Source organism: Arthrobacter rhamnosi (assembly GCF_054510975.1).
In genome coordinates, this window is sequence record NZ_JBTNDN010000001.1 from 615,107 (window position 1) to 639,424 (window position 24,318).

Annotated in this window: 20 protein-coding genes; 17 read left to right on the forward strand and 3 right to left on the reverse strand. The window is 69.0% G+C overall.

All coding sequences use genetic code 11. The features are described from left to right. Positions 1-9 precede the first annotated feature (9 nt). The 3 genes from paaD to ACX80J_RS02890 are packed head-to-tail and all read left to right on the forward strand — an operon-like array spanning position 10 to position 2,537. On the forward strand, positions 10-549 hold the full coding sequence (gene paaD / locus ACX80J_RS02880) for a 1,2-phenylacetyl-CoA epoxidase subunit PaaD (RefSeq protein WP_459345627.1): 540 nt from the start codon (positions 10-12) through the stop codon (positions 547-549). Then, the gene (paaE, locus tag ACX80J_RS02885) at positions 549-1,712 is read left to right on the forward strand and encodes a 1,2-phenylacetyl-CoA epoxidase subunit PaaE (RefSeq protein ID WP_459345628.1); all 1,164 of its coding nucleotides are present in this window, start codon (positions 549-551) and stop codon (positions 1,710-1,712) included. Before paaD ends, paaE begins: the two co-directional genes overlap by 1 nt. 48 nt (positions 1,713-1,760) lie before the next feature. Further along, positions 1,761-2,537, forward strand: a complete 777-nt coding sequence (locus ACX80J_RS02890) for an enoyl-CoA hydratase/isomerase family protein (protein WP_459345629.1) — start codon at positions 1,761-1,763, stop codon at positions 2,535-2,537. Positions 2,538-2,571: 34 nt separating this feature from the next. Here the strand turns inward: ACX80J_RS02890 and ACX80J_RS02895 are convergent, their stop codons facing one another. Further along, positions 2,572-4,485, reverse strand: coding sequence for an FAD-binding monooxygenase (locus tag ACX80J_RS02895; protein WP_459345630.1), 1,914 nt, complete (start codon positions 4,483-4,485; stop codon positions 2,572-2,574). Between the two features lie 211 nt (positions 4,486-4,696). On the opposite strand from ACX80J_RS02895, the gene ACX80J_RS02900 reads away from it, so the two are divergent. The 12 genes from ACX80J_RS02900 to purM all read left to right on the forward strand — a co-directional run bounded on the left by ACX80J_RS02900 (position 4,697) and on the right by purM (position 17,378). Then, positions 4,697-6,157, forward strand: coding sequence for a fumarylacetoacetate hydrolase family protein (locus ACX80J_RS02900; protein ID WP_459345631.1), 1,461 nt, complete (start codon positions 4,697-4,699; stop codon positions 6,155-6,157). Continuing rightward, the gene (locus ACX80J_RS02905; protein WP_459345632.1) at positions 6,150-6,836 is read left to right on the forward strand and encodes a GntR family transcriptional regulator; all 687 of its coding nucleotides are present in this window, start codon (positions 6,150-6,152) and stop codon (positions 6,834-6,836) included. The genes ACX80J_RS02900 and ACX80J_RS02905 overlap by 8 nt, the downstream gene beginning before the upstream one ends. After that, the gene (gene hpaE, locus ACX80J_RS02910) at positions 6,833-8,371 is read left to right on the forward strand and encodes a 5-carboxymethyl-2-hydroxymuconate semialdehyde dehydrogenase (protein WP_459346757.1); all 1,539 of its coding nucleotides are present in this window, start codon (positions 6,833-6,835) and stop codon (positions 8,369-8,371) included. Before ACX80J_RS02905 ends, hpaE begins: the two co-directional genes overlap by 4 nt. A 39-nt stretch (positions 8,372-8,410) precedes the next feature. Next, positions 8,411-9,490, forward strand: coding sequence for a 3,4-dihydroxyphenylacetate 2,3-dioxygenase (gene hpaD / locus ACX80J_RS02915; RefSeq protein WP_459345634.1), 1,080 nt, complete (start codon positions 8,411-8,413; stop codon positions 9,488-9,490). A gap of 2 nt (positions 9,491-9,492) precedes the next feature. Further along, on the forward strand, positions 9,493-10,278 hold the full coding sequence (hpaH, locus tag ACX80J_RS02920) for a 2-oxo-hept-4-ene-1,7-dioate hydratase (protein WP_459345635.1): 786 nt from the start codon (positions 9,493-9,495) through the stop codon (positions 10,276-10,278). Then, positions 10,263-11,081 (forward strand): HpcH/HpaI aldolase family protein, encoded by an 819-nt coding sequence (locus tag ACX80J_RS02925; RefSeq protein ID WP_459345636.1) that lies wholly within the window; start codon positions 10,263-10,265, stop codon positions 11,079-11,081. The genes hpaH and ACX80J_RS02925 overlap by 16 nt, the downstream gene beginning before the upstream one ends. Before the next feature lie 96 nt (positions 11,082-11,177). Then, positions 11,178-12,182: an asparaginase gene (locus ACX80J_RS02930; RefSeq protein WP_459345637.1), complete on the forward strand. Its 1,005-nt coding sequence runs from the start codon at positions 11,178-11,180 to the stop codon at positions 12,180-12,182. A gap of 9 nt (positions 12,183-12,191) precedes the next feature. Then, the gene (locus ACX80J_RS02935) at positions 12,192-12,557 is read left to right on the forward strand and encodes a sterol carrier family protein (RefSeq protein WP_459345638.1); all 366 of its coding nucleotides are present in this window, start codon (positions 12,192-12,194) and stop codon (positions 12,555-12,557) included. Continuing rightward, a complete protein-coding gene (locus tag ACX80J_RS02940; protein ID WP_459345639.1) occupies positions 12,554-14,089 on the forward strand; it encodes a DUF2079 domain-containing protein in 1,536 nt (511 codons plus the stop codon). Before ACX80J_RS02935 ends, ACX80J_RS02940 begins: the two co-directional genes overlap by 4 nt. A gap of 19 nt (positions 14,090-14,108) precedes the next feature. After that, a complete protein-coding gene (locus ACX80J_RS02945) occupies positions 14,109-14,585 on the forward strand; it encodes a hypothetical protein (protein ID WP_459345640.1) in 477 nt (158 codons plus the stop codon). Positions 14,586-14,709: 124 nt separating this feature from the next. Next, positions 14,710-16,269, forward strand: a complete 1,560-nt coding sequence (purF, locus tag ACX80J_RS02950) for an amidophosphoribosyltransferase (RefSeq protein WP_459346758.1) — start codon at positions 14,710-14,712, stop codon at positions 16,267-16,269. Continuing rightward, a complete protein-coding gene (gene purM, locus ACX80J_RS02955; protein WP_459346759.1) occupies positions 16,266-17,378 on the forward strand; it encodes a phosphoribosylformylglycinamidine cyclo-ligase in 1,113 nt (370 codons plus the stop codon). Before purF ends, purM begins: the two co-directional genes overlap by 4 nt. Before the next feature lie 116 nt (positions 17,379-17,494). On the opposite strand, the gene ACX80J_RS02960 is transcribed toward purM, so the two are convergent. Together ACX80J_RS02960 and ACX80J_RS02965 are read right to left on the reverse strand one after the other, a co-directional pair. Then, positions 17,495-20,536: an endo-1,4-beta-xylanase gene (locus tag ACX80J_RS02960; RefSeq protein WP_459346760.1), complete on the reverse strand. Its 3,042-nt coding sequence runs from the start codon at positions 20,534-20,536 to the stop codon at positions 17,495-17,497. 147 nt (positions 20,537-20,683) lie between these two features. After that, complete coding sequence (locus ACX80J_RS02965; protein ID WP_459345644.1) at positions 20,684-21,820, reverse strand: endo-1,4-beta-xylanase; 1,137 nt, start codon at positions 21,818-21,820, stop codon at positions 20,684-20,686. A gap of 178 nt (positions 21,821-21,998) precedes the next feature. On the opposite strand from ACX80J_RS02965, the gene ACX80J_RS02970 reads away from it, so the two are divergent. Both ACX80J_RS02970 and xylA read left to right on the forward strand, forming a co-directional pair. Continuing rightward, on the forward strand, positions 21,999-23,024 hold the full coding sequence (locus ACX80J_RS02970; protein WP_459346761.1) for a LacI family DNA-binding transcriptional regulator: 1,026 nt from the start codon (positions 21,999-22,001) through the stop codon (positions 23,022-23,024). Between the two features lie 102 nt (positions 23,025-23,126). Continuing rightward, a complete protein-coding gene (gene xylA, locus ACX80J_RS02975) occupies positions 23,127-24,317 on the forward strand; it encodes a xylose isomerase (protein ID WP_459345646.1) in 1,191 nt (396 codons plus the stop codon). Position 24,318 lies beyond the last annotated feature (1 nt).

Sequence of the window (24,318 nt, forward strand, 5' to 3'; positions counted from 1 at the left end):
AGCACGACCATGACCCAGGAGCAGCACAGCGACACGACGTACCCCACGGGACAGGAGCTGCGGCCCACGTCCGACGACGCAGGGCGGGTGTGGGACATAGCCGCCACCGTCGACGATCCGGAGGTGCCCGTCCTGTCCATCGCCGACCTCGGGATCCTCCGGAATGCACGGATCGACGGCGGCCGCGCCGTCGTCGTCATCACACCCACGTATTCCGGGTGTCCCGCCATGGAGACGATCAGCACGGAGGTGACCCGGGCCCTGAACGCCGCCGGGTACGACGACGTCCGGATCGAAGTCGTCCTGCAGCCGGCCTGGACCACGGACTGGATGAGCGCCGAGGGCCGCCGGAAGCTCGACGAGTACGGCATCGCGCCACCCACGGGAACGGCCGCCGTCGGACCCGTCCGCCTCGGCCTGACCGTCAAGTGCCCGCGCTGCCACTCGCTCGACACCCGCGAGATGACGCGCTTCGGATCCACGGCCTGCAAAGCCCTCCACGTCTGTAACGACTGCCTGGAGCCCTTCGACTACTTCAAGGTCCACTGATGCCCGATACCCTCACCGGGCCGACCAGGCGCCGGGCCACGTTCAACACCCTCGAGGTGACCCAGGTCCGCAGACTCACCTCCGATTCGGTCGAGGTGGCCTTCGCCGTACCCCCCGAGCTCGTTCGTGACTACAACTACCTTCCGGGCCAGTACGTCGCCCTCCGCGCGATGATCGACGGGCACGAGGTACGCCGCTCCTACTCCCTCTGTGCCGAACCTGTTCCCGGGGAGATCCGGGTCGCCATCAAGCAGGACCTCGGCGGAGTGTTCTCCTCCTGGGCCAACGAGTCCCTCAGGGCCGGTGACCGGCTCGATGTCATGAACCCCCAGGGGGCGTTCACCCCCAGGCTCGGGCTCACCACGATGAACAACGCGGAGGAGCTTGCCGCCGAGCAGATCGCCCTCAACGCCTCCGTGCACCTCGTGGCCTTCGCCGCGGGTTCCGGCATCACACCGATCATGGCCATCGCCAAGGCCGTGCTGCGTGCCTCCGACTCCTCGACCTTCGACCTCGTGTACGCCAACCGCTCGGCGATCGACGTCATGTTCGCCGAGGAGCTCGGCGACCTGAAGGACAAATACCCCTCCCGGCTCGCCGTCCACCACGTCCTCTCCCGCGAGCAGCGCATCAGCCCCCTGATGTCCGGGCGCATCGACGGGAACAAGCTCGACGCCATCCTCGACGAGGTGGTGCAGGTGGACCGCACCGACGAGTGGTTCCTCTGTGGGCCGTTCGAACTCGTCCAGCTCTGCCGCGACAGTCTCGCGGAGCGCGGCGTCCCCGAGGAGAAGATCCGTTTCGAACTCTTCACCACGGGTAAGCCCGGGAGCCCGGAGGGCCAGCAGGGCCGTCGCGTCGAAGCAGACCCCGCCGGCGAGAACTACGGCATCACCTTCACCCTCGACGGACTCTCCGGCGTCGTCGAGTCGCCGAGGAGTGCCCGCGAGACCGTGCTGAACGCCGCGCTGCGCGTCCGCCCCGACGTGCCGTTCGCCTGCGCCGGCGGCGTCTGCGGCACCTGCAGGGCCAGGGTCGTCTCCGGCGATTTCGTCATGGAGGAGAACTACGCCCTGGAGAAGGACGAAGTCGACAACGGCTTCGTCCTCACCTGCCAGACCCGGCCGACGTCCGATCAGCTCGTGGTCGACTTCGATGCCTGAACGCCATGCCGGGCCCTCTGTCTCCGGCTCCGTTGCGAAGGAGCGACCATGATCGACCTGCTGATCCACGGGCCCGTGGCCGAAGTGGTGCTGAACGCGCCGGACCGGATGAACTCCCTCGACGAGGCGGCCCTCGAGGAACTCGGCGACGCGTACGCCGAGGCCGGACGGGCCGGAGTGCGGGCCCTGATCCTGCGGGGCGAGGGCCGCGGCTTCTGCGCCGGCCGGGACATCTCCGCCGTCGACCCGGCGGTCGACGACGCCTACGGGTTCCTCGCGGAGCAGGTCACCCCCCTGCTGCGCGCCATGAGCAGCTTTCCCGCCCCCACCTTCGCCGCGGTCCAGGGCGCCTGCCTCGGGCTGGGACTGGGCCTGGCCATCGCCACCGACGTCGTGTACGTCGCGGACACGGCGAAAATCGGGTCCCCCTTCGCACGGCTCGGTGCCACCCTCGACTCCGGTGGGCACGCGCTGTTCACCGAGCGGCTCGGCGCCCACCGCGCACTGGACCTGATCTACACCGCCGACCTCATGACCGGAGCCGAAGCAGTACGCTCCGGCCTCTTCAGCCGATCCCTTGCAGCAGACGAGTTGCTCGAGTTCACCCGTGCCAGGGCGGCAGCAGTGGCCGACGGGCCCACACAGGCCTTCCTCGCATCGCGCGAACTCGTGGCCCAGATCCGCGACCAGCGGCTGGGACTGTGGGAGTCGCTCGAGCACGAGAACCGCGTGCAGGGCCGGCTCTGCGGCAGCGCCGACTACGCCGAGGGCTTCGCAGCGTTCCAGCAGAAGCGGATACCGCGCTTCACCGGAGGCCAGCTGTAGGGACCCGCCGCTGCCGTACCCGAAGTCTCGCCGCTCACCGGACCTCCCCCAGGTGGCGGGCTGTTCCGCGCGAGCGGAGGCCCGCGAAGAACTGCTCGAGCTCGCCGGTAGCGTCGAGGGGAGCCACGGCGGCGACATACTGGTCGGGGCGGACCACGACCACCACCCCGGAACGGTCGAGCCGACGGAGGTCGAAGATGTCCGCAGCCGGATCCGTCGCATAGACCTTCTCGTAGTCGGTGAGCCCGAAGGGCCCGACCGCCGGCTTGAAGGCAACCGGCACCACGCTTAGGTCCACCTTTGTGTGGTCCTGCTGGTAGACCACTTTCACGTCGAACCACGCGTCCGCGTCCGCGCCTTCCGGCGTGGCAGCCAGGGGCGATCCGGGTGCCGTCATGAGCCAGTCGGCGAACCCGGCCGTCGTGGACGAAGCGCCCGCTGCCGCCCCATCCGCGAAGACGTAGATACGCCACCGCCCGTCGGCAACCGCATGGTGTCCGAGGTGCATCGGGATGCCGTCACAGACCCGCACGACGGGGGCGGACTTGAACCGCTTGCCGATCGGGAAGCCCCGCGCGAGATCCTGGTGCACCGGTTCCGCGATGAGCATGGAGGGCTGGTACTGCGTCATGAAGCCCGCCGGGAACTCCTGTGTCCGGACGTAGAAATGCTCGAGCTCGGAGGGGTCGTCGAACTCTTCCGGCTTCCTGGCCATGAGGGTGGACCACTGCCTGTCGAAATCGATGAGGTTCTTCGCCACGACCTGGCGCTCGGCCGAGTAGGTCGCCAGCAGGCTCTCCGGGCTGCGGCCCTCGAGCACGTGGCCGAGCTTCCAGCCGATATTGAAGCCGTCCTGCATGGAGACGTTCATCCCCTGACCGGCCTTCGCGCTGTGCGTGTGGCAGGCGTCCCCCGTGATGAACACGCGCGGCGTCCGGGTACCGATGTCAGCGGGGAGGACGTCGTCGAATCGATCGGTCAGGCGGTGCCCCACCTCGTAGACGCTGTGCCAGGGGACGTCGCGCACGTCCAGCCGGTAGGGGCTGAGGATGGCATTGGCCTTGGCGATGATCTGCTCGATGGTCGTGCGCCGGACGGCGCCGTTGTCGTGCGGGTCCGTTTCGCCGAGGTCGACGTACATGCGGAAGAGATGTCCGCCCTCGCGGGGGATCAGCAGAATGCTGCCACCGTTCCCGGACTGGATGGCGCACTTTCGCCGGATGTCGGGAAAATCGGTGACGGCGAGGACGTCCATGACACCCCAGGCGTGGTTGGCCTTGTCCCCGGCGAGCGTGCAGCCGATCGCCTGGCGGACCTTGCTGCGGGCACCGTCGGCCCCCACCACGTACTTCGCCCGGACGACGCGCTCCTGTCCCTGCCGCTCCCCCGCCGTCCCGACGAGCGTCACCGTCACCGGGTACTCGGCGTCGTCATCGACCTGAAGCCGGACGAATTCGTACCCGTAGTCGGGCTCCATCCGGGTCGGGGAGTTCTTCATGAATTCGGCGAAGTAGTCCAGGACCCGCGCCTGGTTGACGATGAGGTGGGGGAACTCGCTGATGCCCGTCGGATCGTCCTCGGGGCGGGCCGTCCGGACGATGCGCGAGGGATCCTTCGCGTCCGGCTTCCAAAAGGCCATCTCGACGATCCGGTAGGCCTCCTCGGTGATCCGCTGGGCGAACCCGAACGCCTGGAACGTCTCGACGCTCCGGGCCTGGATGCCGTCGGCCTGACCGATGGCCAGCCGTTCAGGTCGACGTTCGACAATCCGCGTGGTGATGCCCGGGAACTGCGAGAGCTGCGCGGCTGTGATCATGCCGGCCGGCCCGGTGCCGACGATCAGGACGTCGACGTCGTTCGGAAGATCTGCAGGCCGCTCCACTCCGACCCCTGCTGCGGGCCGGGTACGGGGATCACCGGAGACGTAACCATGGTGGTGGAATTGCACGGGCTTTCCTCACTTCGTCGTGATGCCACGCTGGTCGTGCTCGATGTCCGAACTACTCGTTCTACTGTTGCACCTGAACGCTAATTCCGAAGAGGAGCGCAGGCAACAGCGGGTGCCCTTCCCCCTTCGGAGGGACCCTTGACGGCGGCGTCGTCCCGACCTAGGGTCCGTATACGATTTCATATCTGATGAGTCCCCGAAGGAGCGGACTATGCAGGAAGTGGCGCAGGAAATGCTGGCTACGGCCCGCAAGGTCATCGCGGTCCACCTCAACTACCCCAGCCGCGCTGCCCAGCGGGGTCGCGTCCCCGAGCAGCCGTCCTACTTCCTGAAGCCGTCGTCGTCCCTCGCCCTCACGAACCGCACGGTGGAACGGCCTGCGGGCTGCGAACTGCTCGGCTTCGAGGGCGAGATAGCGCTGGTGATCGGACCACCGGCCCGGCGCGTACCCCTTCCGGACGCCTGGAACCACGTGGCATGGGTGACGGCGAGCAACGACCTCGGCGTCTACGACCTCCGCCACGCGGACAGGGGCTCGAACCTCCGGTCCAAGGGCGGCGACGGATTCACGCCGGTGGGACCGGGATTGATCCCGGCCGACGGCGTCGATCCTGCCGGCCTCCGCGTCCGCACCTGGCACAACGGTGTCCTGGTACAGGACGACACCACCGCACACCTGCTGTTCCCGTTCGCGCGGCTCATCGCCGACCTGTCCCAGCTCCTGACGCTCGAGACCGGTGACATCATCCTCACCGGCACGCCGGCGGGAGCGTCGGTCGCGGTTCCGGGCGACACACTCGAGGTCGAGGTCACGGAGATCGGCGGCGGACTCACCACCGGCCGCCTCGTCACCAGCGTGACGGACGGAACCGTTCCCTTCGCGGATCTCGGCGCGCAGCCGAAGACCGACGACGTGCAGCGTGAGGAAGCCTACGGATCCCGGGAAGCAGCAGGGCTCTCCCCGCGCCCGTCGGTCCTGACCCCTGACCTGAAGAAGAAGCTCGAAGCAGTCGCCACGGCGACGCTGTCCTCCCAGCTGCGCAAGCGTGGCCTGAACAACGTCAGCATCGACGGCCTCACATCGACCCGCCCCGACCGCCGCGTGGTCGGCCTGGCCCGTACGCTGCGCTACGTCCCGAACAGGGAGGACCTCTTCACGGAATACGGCGGCGGTTACAACGCCCAGAAACGGGCCATCGACTCCATCGACGCGGGCGAGATCCTCGTCATGGAAGCACGCGGGGAGAAGGGAACCGGCACCATCGGCGACATCCTGGCCCTCCGGGCGCAGGTGCGCGGTGCCGCGGCCATCGTCACCGACGGCGGCATCCGCGACGTCGCCGCCGTCTCGGCCATGGACATGCCCGCCTACTACGCCAACCCCCACCCGGCCGTCCTCGGGCGCCGCCACATCCCGTGGGACACGGACATCACCATCGCCTGCGGCGGCGCCACCGTCCAGCCCGGCGACATCATCGTCGCCGACGCCGACGGCATCCTCGTCATCCCCCCTGCCCTCGCGGAGGAACTCGCCGACGACTCCCTGGCACAGGAACACGAGGAGGTCTTCATCGCCGACATGATCCGCGAAGGGCACGGGGTGGAGGGGCTCTACCCCATGAACGCAGCATGGCGGGCCCGCTATGAGGAACAGAAGACCGACCATGCGTGATGCAGGAACGGCCACGAGCAGCAGCAAGTCAGAGCGGGCCTACAACTCCCTGAAGGCGCGCATCGCCGACGGTACGTACTCCCCCGGCTTCCGCCTGGTCCTCGCCAGGATCGCCGAGGACCTCGGGGTCAGCGTAGTACCCGTCCGCGAGGCGATCCGGAGGCTCGAGGCGGAAGGTCTCGTGACCTTCCAACGCAACGTCGGTGCGACGGTCGCGGGCATCGACCCCACCGAGTACCTCTATGCGATGCAGACCCTCAGCATCATCGAGGGCGCGGCAACCGCCCTGTCCATTCCCCTGATCAGTCCCGCTGACATCGCGCGGGCCCGCGCCGTCAATGACGACATGCGCGACTGCCTGCAGCACTTCGACCCCGTGCGCTTCACCCGTCTGAACCAGGATTTCCACAGCGTCCTGTTCGAGAATTGCCCGAACCCGCACATGCTGGACCTCGTCCATCGCGGCTGGGCGCGCCTCGCCTCCCTGCGCTCCTCGACCTTCCGCTTCGTTCCCGGACGCGCCCACGAGTCCGTCGACGAACACGAGGCACTCCTCCGGCTCATCGAGTCCGGGGCAGACGCCGCCGAGATAGAACGCGCCGCCCGCCTCCACCGCAGTGCCACCCTCGACGCCTACCTCGCTCGGACGGGCGCCGATTCCCGGAAGGACACACCATGACCAGCCCTGCCGCAGCCGTCCGGCACTACGTGCCCGAGAGCCTGCCCTCGTCCATCCAGCACTACATCGGGGGCAGGTTCGTCGACTCGATCGGAGGGACGACGTTCGACGTCCTCGACCCGGTGTCCAACACGACCTACGCCACAGCCGCGGCCGGGCAGAAGGAGGACATCGACCTCGCGGTAGCGGCAGCACGGGCGGCCTTCAGGAACGGGCCCTGGCCGAGGATGAAGGCCCGTGAGCGCGCCCGCGTCCTCAACCGGATCGCCGACGCCGTCGAGGCCCAGGAGGAACGGCTCGCCGAGCTCGAGACCTTCGACACCGGGCTGCCCATCACGCAGGCCAGGGGCCAGGCGCTCCGCGCGGCGGAGAACTTCCGCTTCTTCGCGGATCTCATCGTCGCCCAGTTCGACGACGCCATGAAGGTGCCCGGGACGCAGCTCAACTACGTGAACCGCAAGCCCATCGGTGTCGCCGGGCTCATCACTCCCTGGAACACGCCCTTCATGCTGGAGTCCTGGAAGCTCGCTCCCGCCCTGGCGACCGGCAACACCGTGGTCCTGAAGCCCGCCGAATTCACGCCCCTCTCGGCATCGCTCTGGGCGCAGATCTTCCAGGACGCCGGCCTGCCCGACGGCGTGTTCAACCTCGTTCACGGACTCGGCGAGGAAGCCGGCGACGCGCTCGTGAAGCACCCCGACGTGCCGCTCATCTCCTTCACGGGCGAGACCACCACCGGCCGGACGATCTTCCGGAACGCCGCAGCGAACCTCAAGGGACTCTCGATGGAACTCGGCGGCAAGTCCCCGTGCGTCGTCTTCGCCGACGCGGACCTCGACGCCGCCATCGATTCGGCCCTCTTCGGGGTGTTCTCCCTCAATGGCGAACGCTGCACCGCCGGCTCCCGCATCCTCGTCGAACGCCCGGTCTACGACGAGTTCTGCGGGAAATACGCAGCGAGGGCGAAGACCATCGTCGTCGGCGACCCGCACGACCCGAACACCGAGGTCGGTGCCCTCGTCCACCCCGAGCACTACGACAAGGTCGCGTCCTACGTGGAGATCGGCAAGACCGAAGGTCGCCTCCTGGCGGGCGGCGGCCGTCCCGACCATCTTCCGCACGGCAACTACATCGCCCCGACCGTCTTCGCCGATGTGGCGCCCGATGCGCGGATCTTCCAGGAGGAGATCTTCGGCCCCGTCGTCACCATCACGCCGTTCGACGACGACGACGAAGCCCTGGACCTCGCCAACAACACACGCTACGGACTCGCCGCGTACATCTGGACGCAGAACCTGACCCGTGCCCACACCTTCTCCTCCGACGTCGAAGCGGGGATGGTGTGGCTGAACAGCCACAACGTCCGCGACCTCCGCACCCCCTTCGGCGGCGTCAAGGCCTCCGGGCTCGGCCACGAGGGCGGCTACCGCTCCATCGACTTCTACACCGACCAGCAGGCCGTGCACATCACCCTCGGCACCGTCCACACACCGAAGTTCGGCAGCGCCAAGGACTCCGCTGCCAACGAGGGCTGAGTCCTTCCACCCCATCCCTGCTCGAAGAAGAGACGACCGATGACTGATTTCGTCCCCACCCCCTCCCTCCCCGCCCCGGACATCGTCCGCTGCGCCTACATGGAGATCGTGGTCACCGACCTCGCGCAATCGCGCGAGTTCTACGTCGACGTCCTCGGCCTGCACGTCACCGAGGAGGACGGGAACGCGATCTATCTCCGGTCGCTGGAGGAGTTCATCCACCACAACCTCGTGCTCCGCAAGGGACCCGTGGCCGCCGTCGCCGCCCTGGCCTACCGTGTGAGGTCACCGGCGGAGGTCGACGCCGCCGAGGCGTACTACACGGAGCTGGGCTGCCGCACCGAACGCCGACCCGACGGCTTCACCAAGGGCGTCGGGGATTCCGTGCGCGTCGAGGACCCGCTGGGCTTCCCCTACGAGTTCTTCTACGACGTGCAGCACGTCGAACGCCTCACCCAGCGCTACGACCTCTACTCCGCGGGTGAACTGGTGCGCCTGGACCACTTCAACCAGGTCACCCCTGACGTGCCGCGCGGCCGGGCGTACCTCGAGGACCTCGGCTTCCGCGTCTCGGAGGACATCCAGGACTCCGACGGCGTCACCTACGCCGCATGGATGCACCGCAAGCAGACCGTCCACGACACCGCGCTCACCGGCGGCAACGGACCGCGCATGCACCACGTCGCGTTCGCCACCCACGAGAAGCACAACATCATCCAGATCTGCGACAAGATGGGCGCCCTGCGCATCAGCGACCGCATCGAGCGCGGACCCGGACGCCACGGCGTCTCCAACGCCTTCTACCTCTACATCCTCGATCCCGACGGTCACCGCATCGAGATCTACACGCAGGACTACTACACGGGAGACCCGGACAACCCGACCATCACCTGGGACGTGCACGACAACCAGCGCCGCGACTGGTGGGGCAACGCCGTCGTGCCGTCCTGGTACACCGAGGCGTCCCTCGTCCTGGACCTCGACGGGAACCCCCAGACCGTCATCGAGCGGGAGGATAAGAGCGAGCAGGCAGTGACCGTCGGTGCTGACGGCTTCTCCTACACCCGCAAGGACGGCGACGCGTCAGCCGAGAGCTTCAAGCTCGGGACGCAGCTGTAGCCATGCTGGACGACACGACGATCGAATCCATTGCCGATGAGCTGCTGGCGGCCGGCCGGAGCCGGGTTCCTGTCCCACTGCTGACCGCCCGCTACCCGGACATGACGGTGGAGGATTCCTACGCCGTCCAGCGGTTGTGGCGGCAACGCAACGAAGACGCCGGCCGCACGCTCGTGGGACGGAAGATCGGCCTCACGAGCAGGGCGATGCAGGCGGCCACGGGCATCACGGAGCCGGACTACGGCGCGATCTTCGACGACATGGTCCTCGAGACCGGGTGCTCGGTGGCGTGGGATGCGTACACGCACCCTCGTGTGGAGGTGGAGCTCGCGTTCGTGCTGAAAGCCGATCTCACCGGTCCGGGCTGCACGATCTTCGATGTCCTCACCGCCACCGACTACGTCGTGCCGGCCCTGGAGATCCTGGACTCGCGGATCGAGATGGAGGGCCGGACGATCGTGGACACCATCTCCGACAACGCGGCCATGGGTGCCATGGTGGTCGGCGGCAGGCCGGTGCGGCCCGACGCCGTCGACCTCCGCTGGGTGTCCGCCATCCTCTACAAGAACCAGATCGTCGAGGAGACCGGCGTAGCAGCGGGGGTGCTCGGCCATCCCGCCGCGGGCGTGCACTGGCTCGCGAACAAGATCGCCCCCCACGGCGATGGCCTGAAGGCCGGGGACATCATCCTCGCCGGGTCCTTCACCCGACCCCTGTGGGTCTACGAGGGCGATACCGTCCACGCCGACTACGGACCCCTGGGAGCCGTCACATGCCGCTTCGTCTAGGACCCACCTTCGCGGAGGCACTGGCTGCTGCCGGCCGACCGCTCGCCGGCATGTGGGTATGCTCGGGCAGCCCGCTCGTCGCCGAGATCTGCGCCGGATCGGGACTGGACTGGCTGCTCGTCGACGCCGAGCACAGCCCCAACGGGCTCGAATCGATCCTCGCCCAGCTCCAGGCCGTCTCCGGGTACCCGGCGCAGGTCCTCGTCCGGCCACCGGTCAATGACACCGTCCTCATCAAGCAGTACCTCGACCTCGGGATCCAGAACCTGCTCATCCCCATGGTCAACACCGTCGCCGATGCCGAAGCCGCCGTCGCTGCCACCCGCTACCCGCCCGAGGGGGTCCGGGGCGTGGGGTCGGCACTGGCCCGCGCAGCCCGCTGGAACAGGATCCCGGAGTACCTCGCCCGCGCGTCGGGGACGATCAGCGTCACCGTGCAGATCGAATCGGTGGCCGCTGTGGACGCGGTCGAGGACATCCTCGCGGTCGGCGGCGTGGACGCGATCTTCGTCGGGCCCTCCGACCTCGCCGCGTCCATGGGCCTGCTCGGCCAGCAGGAACACCCCGACGTGCGCGCCGCCGTCGAACAGTGCCTGATTGCAGCTCACCACGTGGGAAAGCCGGCCGGCGTCAACGCCTTCAACGCCGCCACCGCCCATCACTACCTCGACCAGGGGGCGTCTTTCATCCTCGTCGGCGCCGACGTCGCCCTCCTCGCCCGCGGGTCCGAATCCCTCGCCGCCGCCTTCGTCCCTCCCGCCGTCGACGGCGCTGACGACGGTACCTCCCCCGCCCGCCACTGACTCTCCTCCCTGGCACCACCGCCGCCGCGTCCCACGCCATGGATCCGCGCGCCGCCCGGGCACCGACGTCGACGGCCGGTAGGGAATACTGGGACCATGCCCTCCACTTTCACGACGGCTGACGCCGTCGACTTCGCCGTCCTCGAACGCAACGGCTTCATCGAGTCCCGCCACGTCGGTGCCGCCGTCGTCCTGGCGGCGGACGGCTCCGTGGTGACCGAACTCGGGGACATCAGCAGCCCGATCTTCCCCCGCTCCACCCTCAAGCCCTTCCAGGCGCTCGCCAGCATGAAGGCCGGTGTGCCGCTGCGCGGCCCGCAGGTGGCCCTCGCCACTGCGAGCCATGTCGCCAGCCGCGAGCACATGGACGTGGTCCGCACCATGCTCGATGCCGCCGGCGTCACCGAGGAGGACCTGCAGTGCCCCGAGGACTGGCCACAGGACGAGGAGGCCCGCAACGAGTTGGTCCGCAGCGGCAAGGGCAAGCAGCGCATCGCCTTCAACTGCTCGGGCAAGCACGCGGCCTTCCTGTGGGCCTGCACCGAGAACGGCTGGGACACCGCGACCTACCTCGAGCCCACGCACCCGCTCCAACGTTCGGTGGCCTCGGTCATCGAGGAGTACACCGAGGAGTCCGTGGCGGCGTGGGGCGTCGACGGCTGCGGCGCCCCCGTCGCCGCCCTGTCGCTGACAGGGCTCGCCCGCGGCATCGGCAAGGTCGCCAAGGCTCCCTCGGACAAGCACGCCGACGCGCGGGCGGCGACGATCGCCACCGCGATGCTCGACTACCCCTGGGCCGTCCACGGCAACGGCATGGAGAACTCGGTGGTCATGGAGGACCTCGGCGTCCTCGCCAAGAGCGGGGCGGAAGGCGTCCTCGTCCTCGCCGCACGCACCGGAGCGTCCCTGGCCCTGAAGGTCCTCGACGGCAACTCCCGGGCCGCCACCCTCGTGGGCCTCACCCTGCTCGCCGCGTCCGGCGCCATCGACGCCGACAGGGTGGGGACCGTCCTCGAGAAGGTGGTCCCCCCGATCCTCGGCGGCGGACGCCCCGTCGGCAGCCTGCGGCTCGCCGCCCCGGTGCTGGCCCTGCTCGACTAGGAACGGACCATGGCACGACGACGCATCGCGGGCGAGGACGGTCGCCGGGCGCTGGCCCGGGTGGCGGACGGTTCGGCCGGCCGGAACGAGATCGCGACGGCCGTGCGCTTCACGCTGGAGGAACTCGCCGAGCTGGCTCCCGGCAACAGCGTCGAGGTCCGTGTCCCGCCCTTCGGCGTCACGCAGTGCGTCGAAGGACCCCGCCATACCCGCGGCACACCGCCGAACGTCGTCGAGACGGACGCCACCACGTGGCTCGCCCTCGTCAGGGGCACCACGGACTGGCCGTCGGCGGTCGCGGCGGGCAAGGTCGCTGCGTCCGGGCAGCGCGCCGACCTCAGCGCCTGGCTCCCCCTCGCCGGGCTCCGCACGTGAGCACGGACCGGAGGGCCGGCGCCGCGGGGCCGGGCGGGCGGCCGAGCGCCGCGACCGCGGCCGGAAGGCCCGCTACCCCAGACGGGCGGCCCGCCACCGGGCGCCGGGCGGACCCCCTGGGCAGCCACCTGAGCACCCTCCCGGTCCGCACTGCCCGGGCCGTCCGGGAGCAGCCCCTCGGTGCCTGGCTGACCGGTCTCGCAGCGGCCGCCCTGTACACCGTCTTCTCCGTCACCCAGTGGAACCGGCTGAGCTCGCCGTCCTGGGACCTGGGGATCTTCACGCAGCTGGCGAAGGCGTACGCCGGGTTCGGTGCGCCGATCGTCCCCATCAAGGGCGAGGACTTCAACCTGCTGGGCGACCACTTCCATCCGCTGCTCGTGCTGCTGGGGCCCGCGTACGCGGTCGCGCCGTCGGGCCTCACTCTCCTGGTGGTGCAGGACCTCCTCTTCGCCCTATCGGTGGCCGTCGTGGCACGGGCCGGCACACGCTCCCTCGGTCCGGTCACCGGCATAGCGCTCGGCATCGCCTACGCCCTGTCCTGGGGGCTGCAGTCGGCCGTCGCTGCGCAGTTCCACGAGATCGCGTTCGCCGTCCCGCTCCTCGCACTGAGCCTCGAGGCCGTCCTGCGGCGCCGCATCCTGCCGGCCGTCGTCTGGGGCGGGCTGCTCGTCTTCGTCAAGGAGGACCTCGGGCTCACCGTCATCGCCCTCGGGCTGGTTCTCGCGTGGCGCCTCCGCACCCCCGCGGGGCTCTGGCTGTCCGCCTGGGGACTCCTGTGGCTGATCCTCTCGGTCCGGTTGATCCTCCCGGCCCTGAACTCCGCCGGGCAGTACGACTATTCCGACCGGATCGACGTGGGTGCGATGCTCGCCGACCCCGTGGGCGCCGTCGTCGACCTCGTCTCCGGGACGGCGAAGCACGAGACGCTCCTGCTGCTCCTGGTCGCCGGCGGTTTCCTGTTCCTCCGCTCCTCGTTGAGCCTGGTGCTGCTCCCGACCCTCCTGTGGCGGTTCGCCTCCAGCCAGGGAGGCTACTGGGGGCCAGAGTGGCACTACAGCGCCGTGCTGATGCCCGTGCTCTTCCTCGCCCTCCTGGACGGCGTGCAGACACTGCGGGCCAGCCGCCGGAGCTGGGTGCGCAGCACCGCCATGGTCGGCATCCCCGCCGCCGTCGTAGCCTGCCTGGTGCTGTTGCCCGGGCAGACGTTCACCGTGCTCGTGGAGCCGGAGACCTACCGGCAGTCGGAGCGCTGGGACGCCGCGCACCGCATGATGGACCTCATCCCGGAGGGATCGACCGTGGAGAGCGGGGTGGTGCTGATGGCCTACCTCGTCCCCGACACCCGCGTGTACTGGCTCGGCAACACCAACCCGGCACCGGACTACCTCATCGTCGACGCGGACGACTGGAGCTGGGGTGCCGTCCGGCCGAGCGACGCCGAGGCCCACGCAGAGCAGCGCTACCCCGGAACCGACTACACGCTCGTCTTCGGCGAGGCGGGCTACCAGCTCGTCGAGCGGCGTCCCTGACGCCCGGTAGCCTTAAACCATGACCTCCGAGCAGCACTCGCCGACCACTCCTCCCGAGCAGCCCGACACCCACGGCGCGGTGCCGGCGGACGGGCAGCGGGCCCCCGGCGACCGTGAGGATCCGGCGACCCCGGGCCCCGGCGATGCCCACTCCGAACCTGCCGCTCCCGCCGCACCCACCGCCGGGGCTCGTACAGAGCCTGCGGCCGCAGAAGCTCCCGCCTACCGCGAGGTGACGGTCCGGAGGGCACCGAAGTTCGTGCCCTTCATGATGCTCGGTGCGATCCTCGGTTTCCTCGCTGCACTGGTGCTCGCCTACACGGGCCCGGCCGATCCCACGCTCACCCGTGAGTCCATCCTCGGTTTCTTCACCGTGGCCTTCGCCATCCCGGGCCTGATCCTCGCGGCGCTGCTCGTGCTGGTCTTCGACCGGCGGAGCGTGAAGCGGGCCGAACGTGCCCGTGCGGAGCGCACCTACGACGACGGCGTGGCTTGACCGGCACCCGGAGGGCCGGGGCGGAACACCGGCACGCACGCCGCACGCCTCACCCCGCGGAGGTATGCCCTGCGCCGGCTTTCCTTCGCGCGGGCGGCATTGCGTGCCGTGAGAGAATAGGCGCATGGTGCGCGGCGACGGACAACTCTCCCATGATCTTCTTCCCGGCGAAAAAGGACCCCAGGATGCCTGCGGTGTTTTCGGCGTCTGGGCGCCCGGTGAGGAGGTCGCCAAGCTCACCTACTACGGCCTGTACGCGTTGCAGCACCGCGGGCAGGAATCGGCGGGTATCGCCACCAGCGACGGCCACAGGATCAACGTCTACAAGGACATGGGCCTGGTGTCCCAGGTCTTCGACGAGGCGACGCTCAACACCCTGACCGGCCACATCGCCGTCGGGCACTGCCGTTACTCCACCACCGGGTCCTCCCACTGGGCCAATGCCCAGCCCACGCTCGGAGCCACCGCGGCCGGCACCGTCGCCCTCGCGCACAACGGCAACCTCACGAACTCCGCCGAGCTGTACCAGATGGTCCTCGACCGCCACGGCAAGCCCCGTGCGGGAGAACTCGCACAGGGCAACACCACCGACACCGCCCTCGTGACCGCGCTGCTGGCCGGGAACGACGGCCGCTCGCTGGAGCAGACGGCCATGGACCTGCTGCCGAGCATCCGCGGCGCCTTCTGCTTCGTCTTCATGGACGAGGGCACCCTCTACGCCGCGCGCGACGCCTACGGCGTCCGTCCCCTCGTCCTCGGCCGCCTCGAGCGCGGCTGGGTCGTCGCCTCCGAGCAGGCAGCCCTCGCCACGGTCGGCGCGAGCTACATCCGCGAGATCGAGCCCGGCGAGTTCATCGCCATCGACGAGGACGGCGTGCGCAGCAGCCGCTTCGCGCAGACGACCGCCGCGGGCTGCGTCTTCGAATACGTGTACCTGGCCCGGCCCGACGCCGCGATCGCCGGACGCTCGGTGTACGAGTCGCGCGTCGAGATGGGCCGCCAGTTGGCCCGCGAGAACGCCGCCGCGGCGGACATCGTGATCCCGGTCCCGGAGTCCGGGACGCCGGCCGCCGTCGGATTCGCCGAGGAGTCGGGGATCCCCTTCGCCCACGGTTTCGTGAAGAACGCCTACGTGGGCCGCACCTTCATCCAGCCCAGCCAGACCCTGCGCCAGCTCGGCATCCGGCTCAAGCTCAACGCGCTCGAATCGGTCATCCGCGGCAAGCGCATCATCGTGGTCGACGACTCGATCGTCCGCGGCAACACCCAGCGCGCCGTCGTCCGCATGCTGCGCGAGGCCGGGGCGGCCGAGGTCCACGTCAAGATCTCCTCGCCGCCGGTGCGCTGGCCCTGCTTCTACGGCATCGACTTCGCCTCGCGCGCCGAGCTGATCGCCAATGGTGCCGCGATCGACGAGATCAGCAAGTCCATCGGCGCCGACAGCCTCGCGTACATCTCCGAGGACGGCATGATCGACGCGACGCAGCAGCCCCGCGAGCGCCTCTGCACGGCGTGCTTCACCGGGACGTACCCCATCGAACTGCCCGACGACGACCGCCTCGGCAAGAACCTGCTCGAGCGCACCAATCCTGCCGACAAGTCCGGAGCCACGGGATGCGATCCGGGGCCGGACGCCGAATTCGAAGCCGTACTGACCGACGAAGACAAGAAAGAGCGGGTATGAGCGCGTCCAACCCCATCACGTATGCCAGCGCAGGAGTGGACGTCGAAGCGGGTGACCGCGCCGTCGAGCTCATGAAGGACGCCGTGCGCGCAACGCACGGCCAGCAGGTCCTCGGCGGGGTGGGCGGTTTCGCCGGGCTCTACGACGTGTCCCGCCTCCTCACCTACACGCGGCCGCTCCTCGCGACGTCGACCGACGGCGTGGGCACCAAGGTCGCCATCGCGCAGGCGATGGACATCCACGACACCATCGGGTTCGACCTGGTGGGCATGGTCGTCGATGACATCGTGGTGGTCGGCGCGGAGCCGCTCTTCATGACCGACTACATCGCGTGCGGGAAGGTCGTCCCCGAGCGCATCGCGGACATCGTCCGCGGCATCGCGGCCGGCTGCTCGGCCGCCGGCACCGCACTGGTCGGGGGTGAGACCGCGGAACACCCGGGGCTGCTCGGTGAGCACGAGTACGACGTCGCGGGCGCCGCCACCGGCGTCGTCGAAGCCGACCGGGTCCTCGGTCCCGAGCGCGTCCGCGAGGGCGACGTCGTGATCGGGATGGCGTCCTCGGGCCTCCACTCCAACGGCTACTCGCTGGTGCGCCGGGTCATCAACCAGGCCGGCTGGGCTCTCGACCGCCAGGTCTCCGAACTCGGGCGGACTCTCGGCGAGGAGCTCCTCGAGCCGACGCGCATCTACGCCTCCGACTGCCTCGCGCTGGCCCGCACGGACGCAGCGCAGGTGCACGGCTTCAGCCACGTCACCGGCGGCGGGCTCGCGGCGAACCTCGCCCGGGTGCTCCCCCGCGGGCTCGAAGCGACCGTCGACCGCTCCACATGGGAGCTTCCGCCGATCTTCACGCTCGTCTCGCAGCTCGGTTCCGTGCCCCTGCCGGACCTCGAGCGCACACTCAACCTCGGCGTCGGCATGATCGCGATCGTCGGATCCGGCGGCGCGGATGCCGCCCTCGCCCAGCTGAATGCGGCCGGCGTGCCGTCCTGGGTGATGGGCAGCGTGCGGGCCGCGGGCAACGGCAGCACCGACGGGCCCGACTACGTGCAGGGCGCCAAGGGCGTCGACGGCGGATCCGTGCGGCTGCTCGGCGCCTACGCCTGACCGGGCGGTCCGCACGGGCACGACGGGAACAGCAGAACGAGAACAGCACGACGAAGCCCCTGCCCTCGCAAGAGGACAGGGGCTTCGGCGTACTCAGTGCGGTTCAGTGCCCTGCGTCAGGACTTCCCCGCCTGCTTGCGCGTCACGACGATGTCGAACGAGCTGGTCCGGGAGTTCCCGGCCTCGTCCGTCGCGGTGCATGTGACCGTCGTGATGCCGACCGGGAAGCGGCTCCCCGATAGGGGTACGCAGGCCAGTGGCACCACGCCGTCGAGCGTGTCGATGGCCGACGGCAGGACATAGGCCACCTTGGCGCCGCTGGCCCCGTTGGCGACCGCCGTGATGTCCGAGGTGTCCGCGATCCGCGGCGGCAGCACATCGGCCGGCCGTGCGGGCAGCTTGGCCGGGTCGACGATGCCCCAGTAGGCCGGCGTGACCTGCAGCTCGTCGTCGAAGGGCAGCGGCTGCTCCCAGGGTCGGGCCATCGGCCAGGTCCGCAGCCAGGTGCGGGCATTGCTGATGCCCCAGAAGGTCACCGAGTCGACGGATTCGTTGTGCTCGCGCAGCATGGCGAAGAGGTCGCGGTAGTAGTAGCCGACCTCCGCCGCTGCGTCCGCGTCGTCCTCGAACGCCGGGCTGTAGGGATCCACCGGAGCGCCGCTGACATCGGCTCCCTGGTTCTCCGTGGAGGCGTTGACGTCCAGTTCGGTGATGGCCTGCAGGAGCTTCGGATCCAGCGCCTCGACGGCCTTGATGGAATCCTCGAGCCACTGCACGGGGCGGGCGACGTCGACATGGGCCTGGTGCCCCACGCCGTCGATCGGCACGCCGCGGGCCTCGAGTGCGCGAATCAGCTCGAGGTAGTCGGCCCGCTTCTCCGGCATCTCGGTGTTGTACTCGTTGATGAACAGGGCCGCGTCGGGGAAGTAGCGGTCGGCCAGGCGGAAGGCCTGGTCCACGAAGCCCTCGCCGAGGATCTGGAACCAGCGGCTGTCCCGCATGTCGTGCGGGTTGGCGTTGTCGCCGTCCGCGATGACCTCGTTGACCACGTCCCAGGCCCAGATGGGGCTGTTCCCGTCGGGGTAGCGGGCGTTGATGTGGTCCGCGATGCCCTTGATGTGCGCTTCCATGCGCGCCTTGAGGAGCGCCTGGTCGGCCGGGCTGTTCGTGAGGTCGCGGGTCCCGTCCTTGAAGAACCATGCCGGGGTCTGCGAGTGCCAGGCGAGCACGTGTCCGTAGACCTTCACGTCGTTGGCGTCCGCGAAGTCCAGCAGCTGGTCCAGCTGGGTGAAGGTGAACTGTCCCTCGACCGGCTGCACGCTCTCCGGCTTGCCCGCGTTCTCGGGCGTGAAGGCGTTGAAGTGCTTGCGCACGAGGTCGGCGGCCGTTCCCACGGTCTCCCGCGCATCGATGGCCACACCGACGTGCTCGATCCCGTCAGCGCCGAGCACGTCCTTCAGACCGGGGACATCAGTCTGGATGGACGTCTCCGCGAACGGTGCGAGGCTGAAGTCGTCCAGCAGGAAGTCCACTCCGACCGCACCCTCGACGTACACCTGCGCCTTGTCCGCAGCCGCACCGAGCGTGTAGGTGCCCTTGAGCTGGGTCCAGCCATCGGCCGTGACCGAGGCTCCGGCACCGGCGACGCTGTCGTACGCGCTTCCGCCGCCGTTGTCACGCTGTACGGACACCTTGAGCGATGCCGGCGCCTGGCCCGGTGCGAGCTTCGCCCACACGGACACCTCGACCGCTGTCCCGACCGGCAGGCCGGCCGTGACGTCGAGTGCTGCTCCGTGCCAGGGCTGCGTGCGGTTCGTGACGAGCAGGCTGCCGGAACCGGTGCGGGCATCGCTGCTCGCCGTGACGGAGACGCCGGTGCCCCGGGCCGTCCAGCCGTCGGTGCCGGACTCGAACCCGGAGGTGATGCCGACGGATCCTGCAACCGCGGCTCCGCCGCGCGGCAGGGTGAACGTCCACCCCTCGGCGAGCTTCTCGGTGACAACCGTCGTGACGGCCCGAACGGTGTTCGAGCGGTCTCCGCCGCCGTCGTGGGCGAGGACCACGGCGCCGGGCGTGAAGGCCTTGCGGAGATTCGCGGTCAGGGTCGCCTCGCTGAGGTCGTTGCCGTCCCAGTCGAAGATGATGTTGCCGAGGCCGAGCGGCTGCATGCCGAGCGCTGCGGCGACCTCACCGGTGGCGCCCCAGCTGCCGTTGGGTGCCCGGAAGTAGGGAACCTGCTGGGTCGGGTTGCCGAGGGCCGCCCGGATGATCCGGAGGTTCTCCTTGAGGTCGGTCTCGACCTGCGCCTGGGTCCACGAACCCATGTCCGCGTAGGACGTGCCGTGGTTGCACAGCGTGTGCCCCTCGGCGACGATGCGCCGCAGCAGCTCGGCGCCGCCGGAGGCCTGGACGTTCTGTCCGATGATGCAGAAGGTCGCCGTGATGCCCTTGTCCCGCAGGAGGTCGAGCACGGCGGCCGTTTCGCCCGGGTTCGGCCCGTCGTCGAACGTCAGGGCGACGGCGTTGCCCGTCGCGCGTGCCGAGGCGAGGGGCGTGGTGGTGGGGTTCACCGCACCGCCCGGGACGAAGGAGGGGTCGGGTGTGGGCTGCCAGGCTCCGCCGTCGGCGGGTGCGGCCGTTCCGGTGATCACGACGTCGTCCACGAGGTAGTCGTAGGGTGCACCCAGGTCTCCCGTTCCGAGGTAGGCCCGCAGCGTTGCCGGGTCGGCTCCGGCGGGCGCGTTGAAGGTGCCGGTCACCGTCGTCCAGGCATCCGCCGACACCGTGGTGTTGCCCACCCAGCTGTAGGCGGGTTCGACGACGAAGCGCGCCGACGTCGTCGTGCCGGCTGCCGCCGAGAGTTTCACCTGCGCCGAGAAGGTGTAGGTTCCTCCCGCCTGCAGGAGGTTGGCCGGCGTCTTGATGCCGTCGTAGTCGTTGGTCCTGCCCTTCACCAGCAGGGCCTTGTCGCCGTCGGCGTCGACGACCGACAGAGCGGGCCCGCCGTTCTGCGCGAGCGGGCTGAAGCTGCCGTCCTCGAAATCCTCGTTCAGCAGTACTGTCGGTTCGTCGGCCTGGGCCGCCGGCAGCGCGAGGGCGCCGGCTCCCGTCATCAGGCCGAACGCCGTAGCGCCTGCGACCAGACGTCGTTGTCTCATGGTTCTCCTTGATGGTGTGGCCCGTCCGCGTACGGACGGGCCACAGACTGCTGGGGGTTGTCGTGCTGGTTGTCGTGCTGGTTGTCGTGCTGGTTGCCGTGCTGGTTGCCGTGCTGGTTGTCGTGCTGGTGGTCGTGCTGGTGGTGCCTAGCGGTTACCGCGCCCGGGGGACGCCTGCTCGAGGCTCTCCTGGAGTGCGTAGTAGGCGGGCTTGCGGGTGAAGTCGTTCCACATCACGGTCGCCTCGCCCTCACCGGAGAAGAACACCGGGACCCAGGAGTACTTGTCGGTGAAGCCCCAGATCGTGAAGGAGTTGCACTCCTCCACGGAGATGCAGGCGTCGAGTGCCCGCTGGTAGTAGCTCGCCTGCTTCTCGAGCTGTGCGGCAGTGGGCTTGGTCCCCGCTGCCACGTCCATCCGCACGTCGATCTCGGTGATCGCCGTCTCCAGCCCGAGGTCGTCGAAGCGCTGCAGGTTGGTCTGGAGGTCGCCGGGGAAGCCGTAGCGCGTGCTCAGGTGACCCTGGATGGCGAAGCCGTCCACGGGTACGCCCTGGGCCTTCAACTGCGGGATGAGCTTGATGTAGGCGTTGCTCTTCGCGTTGACGCCCTCCACGCCGTAGTCGTTGAAGAAGAGCTTCGCCTTGGGGTCGGCCTCGTGGGCCCAGCGGAACGCGTCGGCGATGATCTCCGGACCCAGTTCACGGATCCAGATGTTGTCCGTGGTGCGCAGGGTCCCGTCGCCGTTGAAGATCTCGTTGGCGACGTCCCACTGCTGGATCTTGCCTGCGTAACGGCCCACGACGGTCTGGATGTGGTCCTTCAGGATGGCGCGCAGCTCGTCCTTCGAGAAGTTGCCCTGTTCCAGCCAGGCAGGGTTCTGACTGTGCCAGAACAGGGTGTGTCCGCGGACCACCTGGTGGTTCTCCTGCGCGAACTGGACGATGGCGTCCATCTCGGCGAAGCGGTAGGTGTCGCGTGTGGGGTGCACGAACTCCCACTTCAGCTGGTTCTCCGGTGACACGGAGCTGAACTCGGCGGCGAGGTGCTCCCGGTACGCGGCGTCGTAGGTGAAGGGGGCGGGGTAGGGCTGGGTCTCGTGGTGGCCGCCGCCCGCGACGGCGGTGCCGATCTTCAGGTCCTGCGGGGCCGCCCAGCGGAGGGTGTCCTGCTTCTCGATTCCGGGCTTCTGGGGTGCTTCCTGTGCTGCGAGTGCGGGGGTTGCGGTGGGAAGAATCAGCGCCGACGCGAGGACTGCGGCGGCAAGGGACTGACGGGCCTTCATGAGCTCTCCTTTGAGGTACTTCAGGTGCGGCTGTCCGAAACTTTCGTCGGAACTTTTCCGGAACTTTCCGGAAATGCCGTTGCTGTAGGTTAGGAACACTGCGCACCACAGGTCAAGAGTGCGAAGGAAAATGGTTCCGGGAGGCATCTGTCGCCCGAGGTGGCCCGAGGAGGCTCACGTGCAGGACAACGCCCACCCCGCGGTGACGATCTCGGCGATCGCCTCGGCGGCCGGAGTCTCCATCCCCACGGTGTCGCGCGTCCTCAACGGCCGCTCCGACGTCGCTCCCGCAACCCGCGAGCGCGTCGAGGTCCTGCTGCGCGAGTACGGCTATCGCCGCCGCGGGACAGCACAGGCGGCGCCCTCCGGACTGGTGGACCTGGTCTTCAACGATCTGGACAGCCCCTGGGCCGTCGAGATCATCCGGGGCGTCGAGGAGTCCCTGAACTCCGAGGGCCTGTCCGTCGTGGTGTCCGCCATCCACCGCCGGGGAAGCGCCGACTCCACCCGCAAGTGGCTCGACACCCTCGGTGCGAGGACCAGCGACGGCGCCATCCTCGTCACGACAGACCTCGACTCGTTCCTGCACGCGGAACTGCAGCGCCTCAACCTGCCCGTGGTCGTCGTCGATCCTGCCGGCGTACCGGACCTGGAGGTGCCGACCATCGGGGCGACGAACTGGACCGGCGCGGTCACCGCCACCGAGCACCTCATCCAGCAGAACCATCGCCGCATCGGCTTCGTCGCGGGCCGGCCCGGACTGTGGTGCAGCCGTGCACGCCTCGACGGGTACCGAGCAGGGCTCGACGCTGCCGGCATCGAGTTCGACCCCTCCCTCGTTCTCGGCGGGGATTTCGACTACGCCTCCGGGTTCGCCGCGGGACGGGACCTCCTCTCGCGGGCCGACCGTCCCACCGCGATCTTCGCCGCGAGTGACCAGATGGCCCTCGGCGTCTACGAGGCCGCGCGCCAGCAGGGCCTGCGCGTCCCCGACGACGTCAGCGTGATCGGGTTCGACGACCTCCCCGAGGCAGGGTGGGCATCACCGCCGCTCACCACGGTCCGGCAGCCGCTCTCGGAGATGGGCACACTGGCGGCCCGAACCCTCGTACGCCTGATCCGCGGCGAGCCGGTGGAGAGTCCCCGCATCGAACTGTCCACCCGCCTGGTGACCCGCGCGAGCGTGCGCGCGCTCAGCAGCTGAGGGCCGGCCGCGCCACCAGAAGATTCGGGCTTGACTCTGGGCGTAAACCTAATATGTTTGTAACGGCAACATATTGGTCACACACACTTCCTGGAGCACTCAATGGCGATCGAGCCCACCCGCGATGACAAATTTTCCTTCGGACTCTGGACTGTGGGCTGGGAGGCCCAGGACCAGTTCGGCTCAGCGACCCGAGCACCGCTCGACGTCGTCGAGGCCGTCAACCGCCTGAGCGACCTCGGCGCGTACGGCATCACCTTCCACGACAACGACCTGTTCCCCTTCGGCTGCTCCCCGGCCGACCGGCAGCGTGAGATCGACCGCCTGACCGGCGTCCTGAAGTCCACCGGCCTGATCGTGCCGATGGTCACCACCAACCTCTTCAGCCACCCGGTCTTCAAGGACGGCGGCTTCACGAGCAACGATCGCGGCGTGCGGCGCTTCGCCCTGCGCAAGGTCCTGGACAACATCGACCTCGCCGCGGAACTCGGCGCTAAGACGTTCGTCATGTGGGGCGGCCGTGAAGGCAGCGAGTACGACTCGGCCAAGGACATCCGCGGCGCCCTGGAACGTTACCGCGAAGCGGTCAACCTGCTCGGTGACTACGTGACGGACAAGGGGTACGACATCCGTTTCGCCATCGAGCCGAAGCCGAACGAACCCCGCGGCGACATCCTCCTGCCCACCCTCGGCCACGCGATGGCGTTCATCGAGACCCTCGAGCGCCCCGAACTCGTCGGCATCAACCCGGAGACCGGCCACGAGCAGATGGCGGGGCTGAACTTCACCCACGGCATCGCCCAGGCGCTGTACCAGGGCAAGCTGTTCCACATCGACCTCAACGGCCAGCGGAGCATCAAGTTCGATCAGGACCTCGTCTTCGGCCACGGCGACCTCCAGAACGCCTTCTCGCTGGTGGACCTCCTCGAATTCGGCGGACCTGCCGGCGGCCCTTCGTACGACGGCCCCCGGCACTTCGACTACAAGCCGAGCCGCACCGAGGACATGGACGGCGTCTGGGACTCCGCTGCGGCGAACATGCAGACCTACCTCCTGCTCAAGGAGCGCGCTGCAGCGTTCCGCGCGGATCCCGAGGTCCAGGCTGCCCTGGCCGCCTCACGTGTCTCGGAGATCAACGAGCCCACCCTCAACCCCGGGGAGGGCTACGACGCGCTGCGCGCCGACCGCACCTCCTACGAGGACTTCGACACCGAGTCCTACTTCAACGGCAAGGGTTTCGGCTTCGTGAAGCTCCAGCAGCTCTTCATCGAGCACCTGCTCGGCGCCCGCTGAT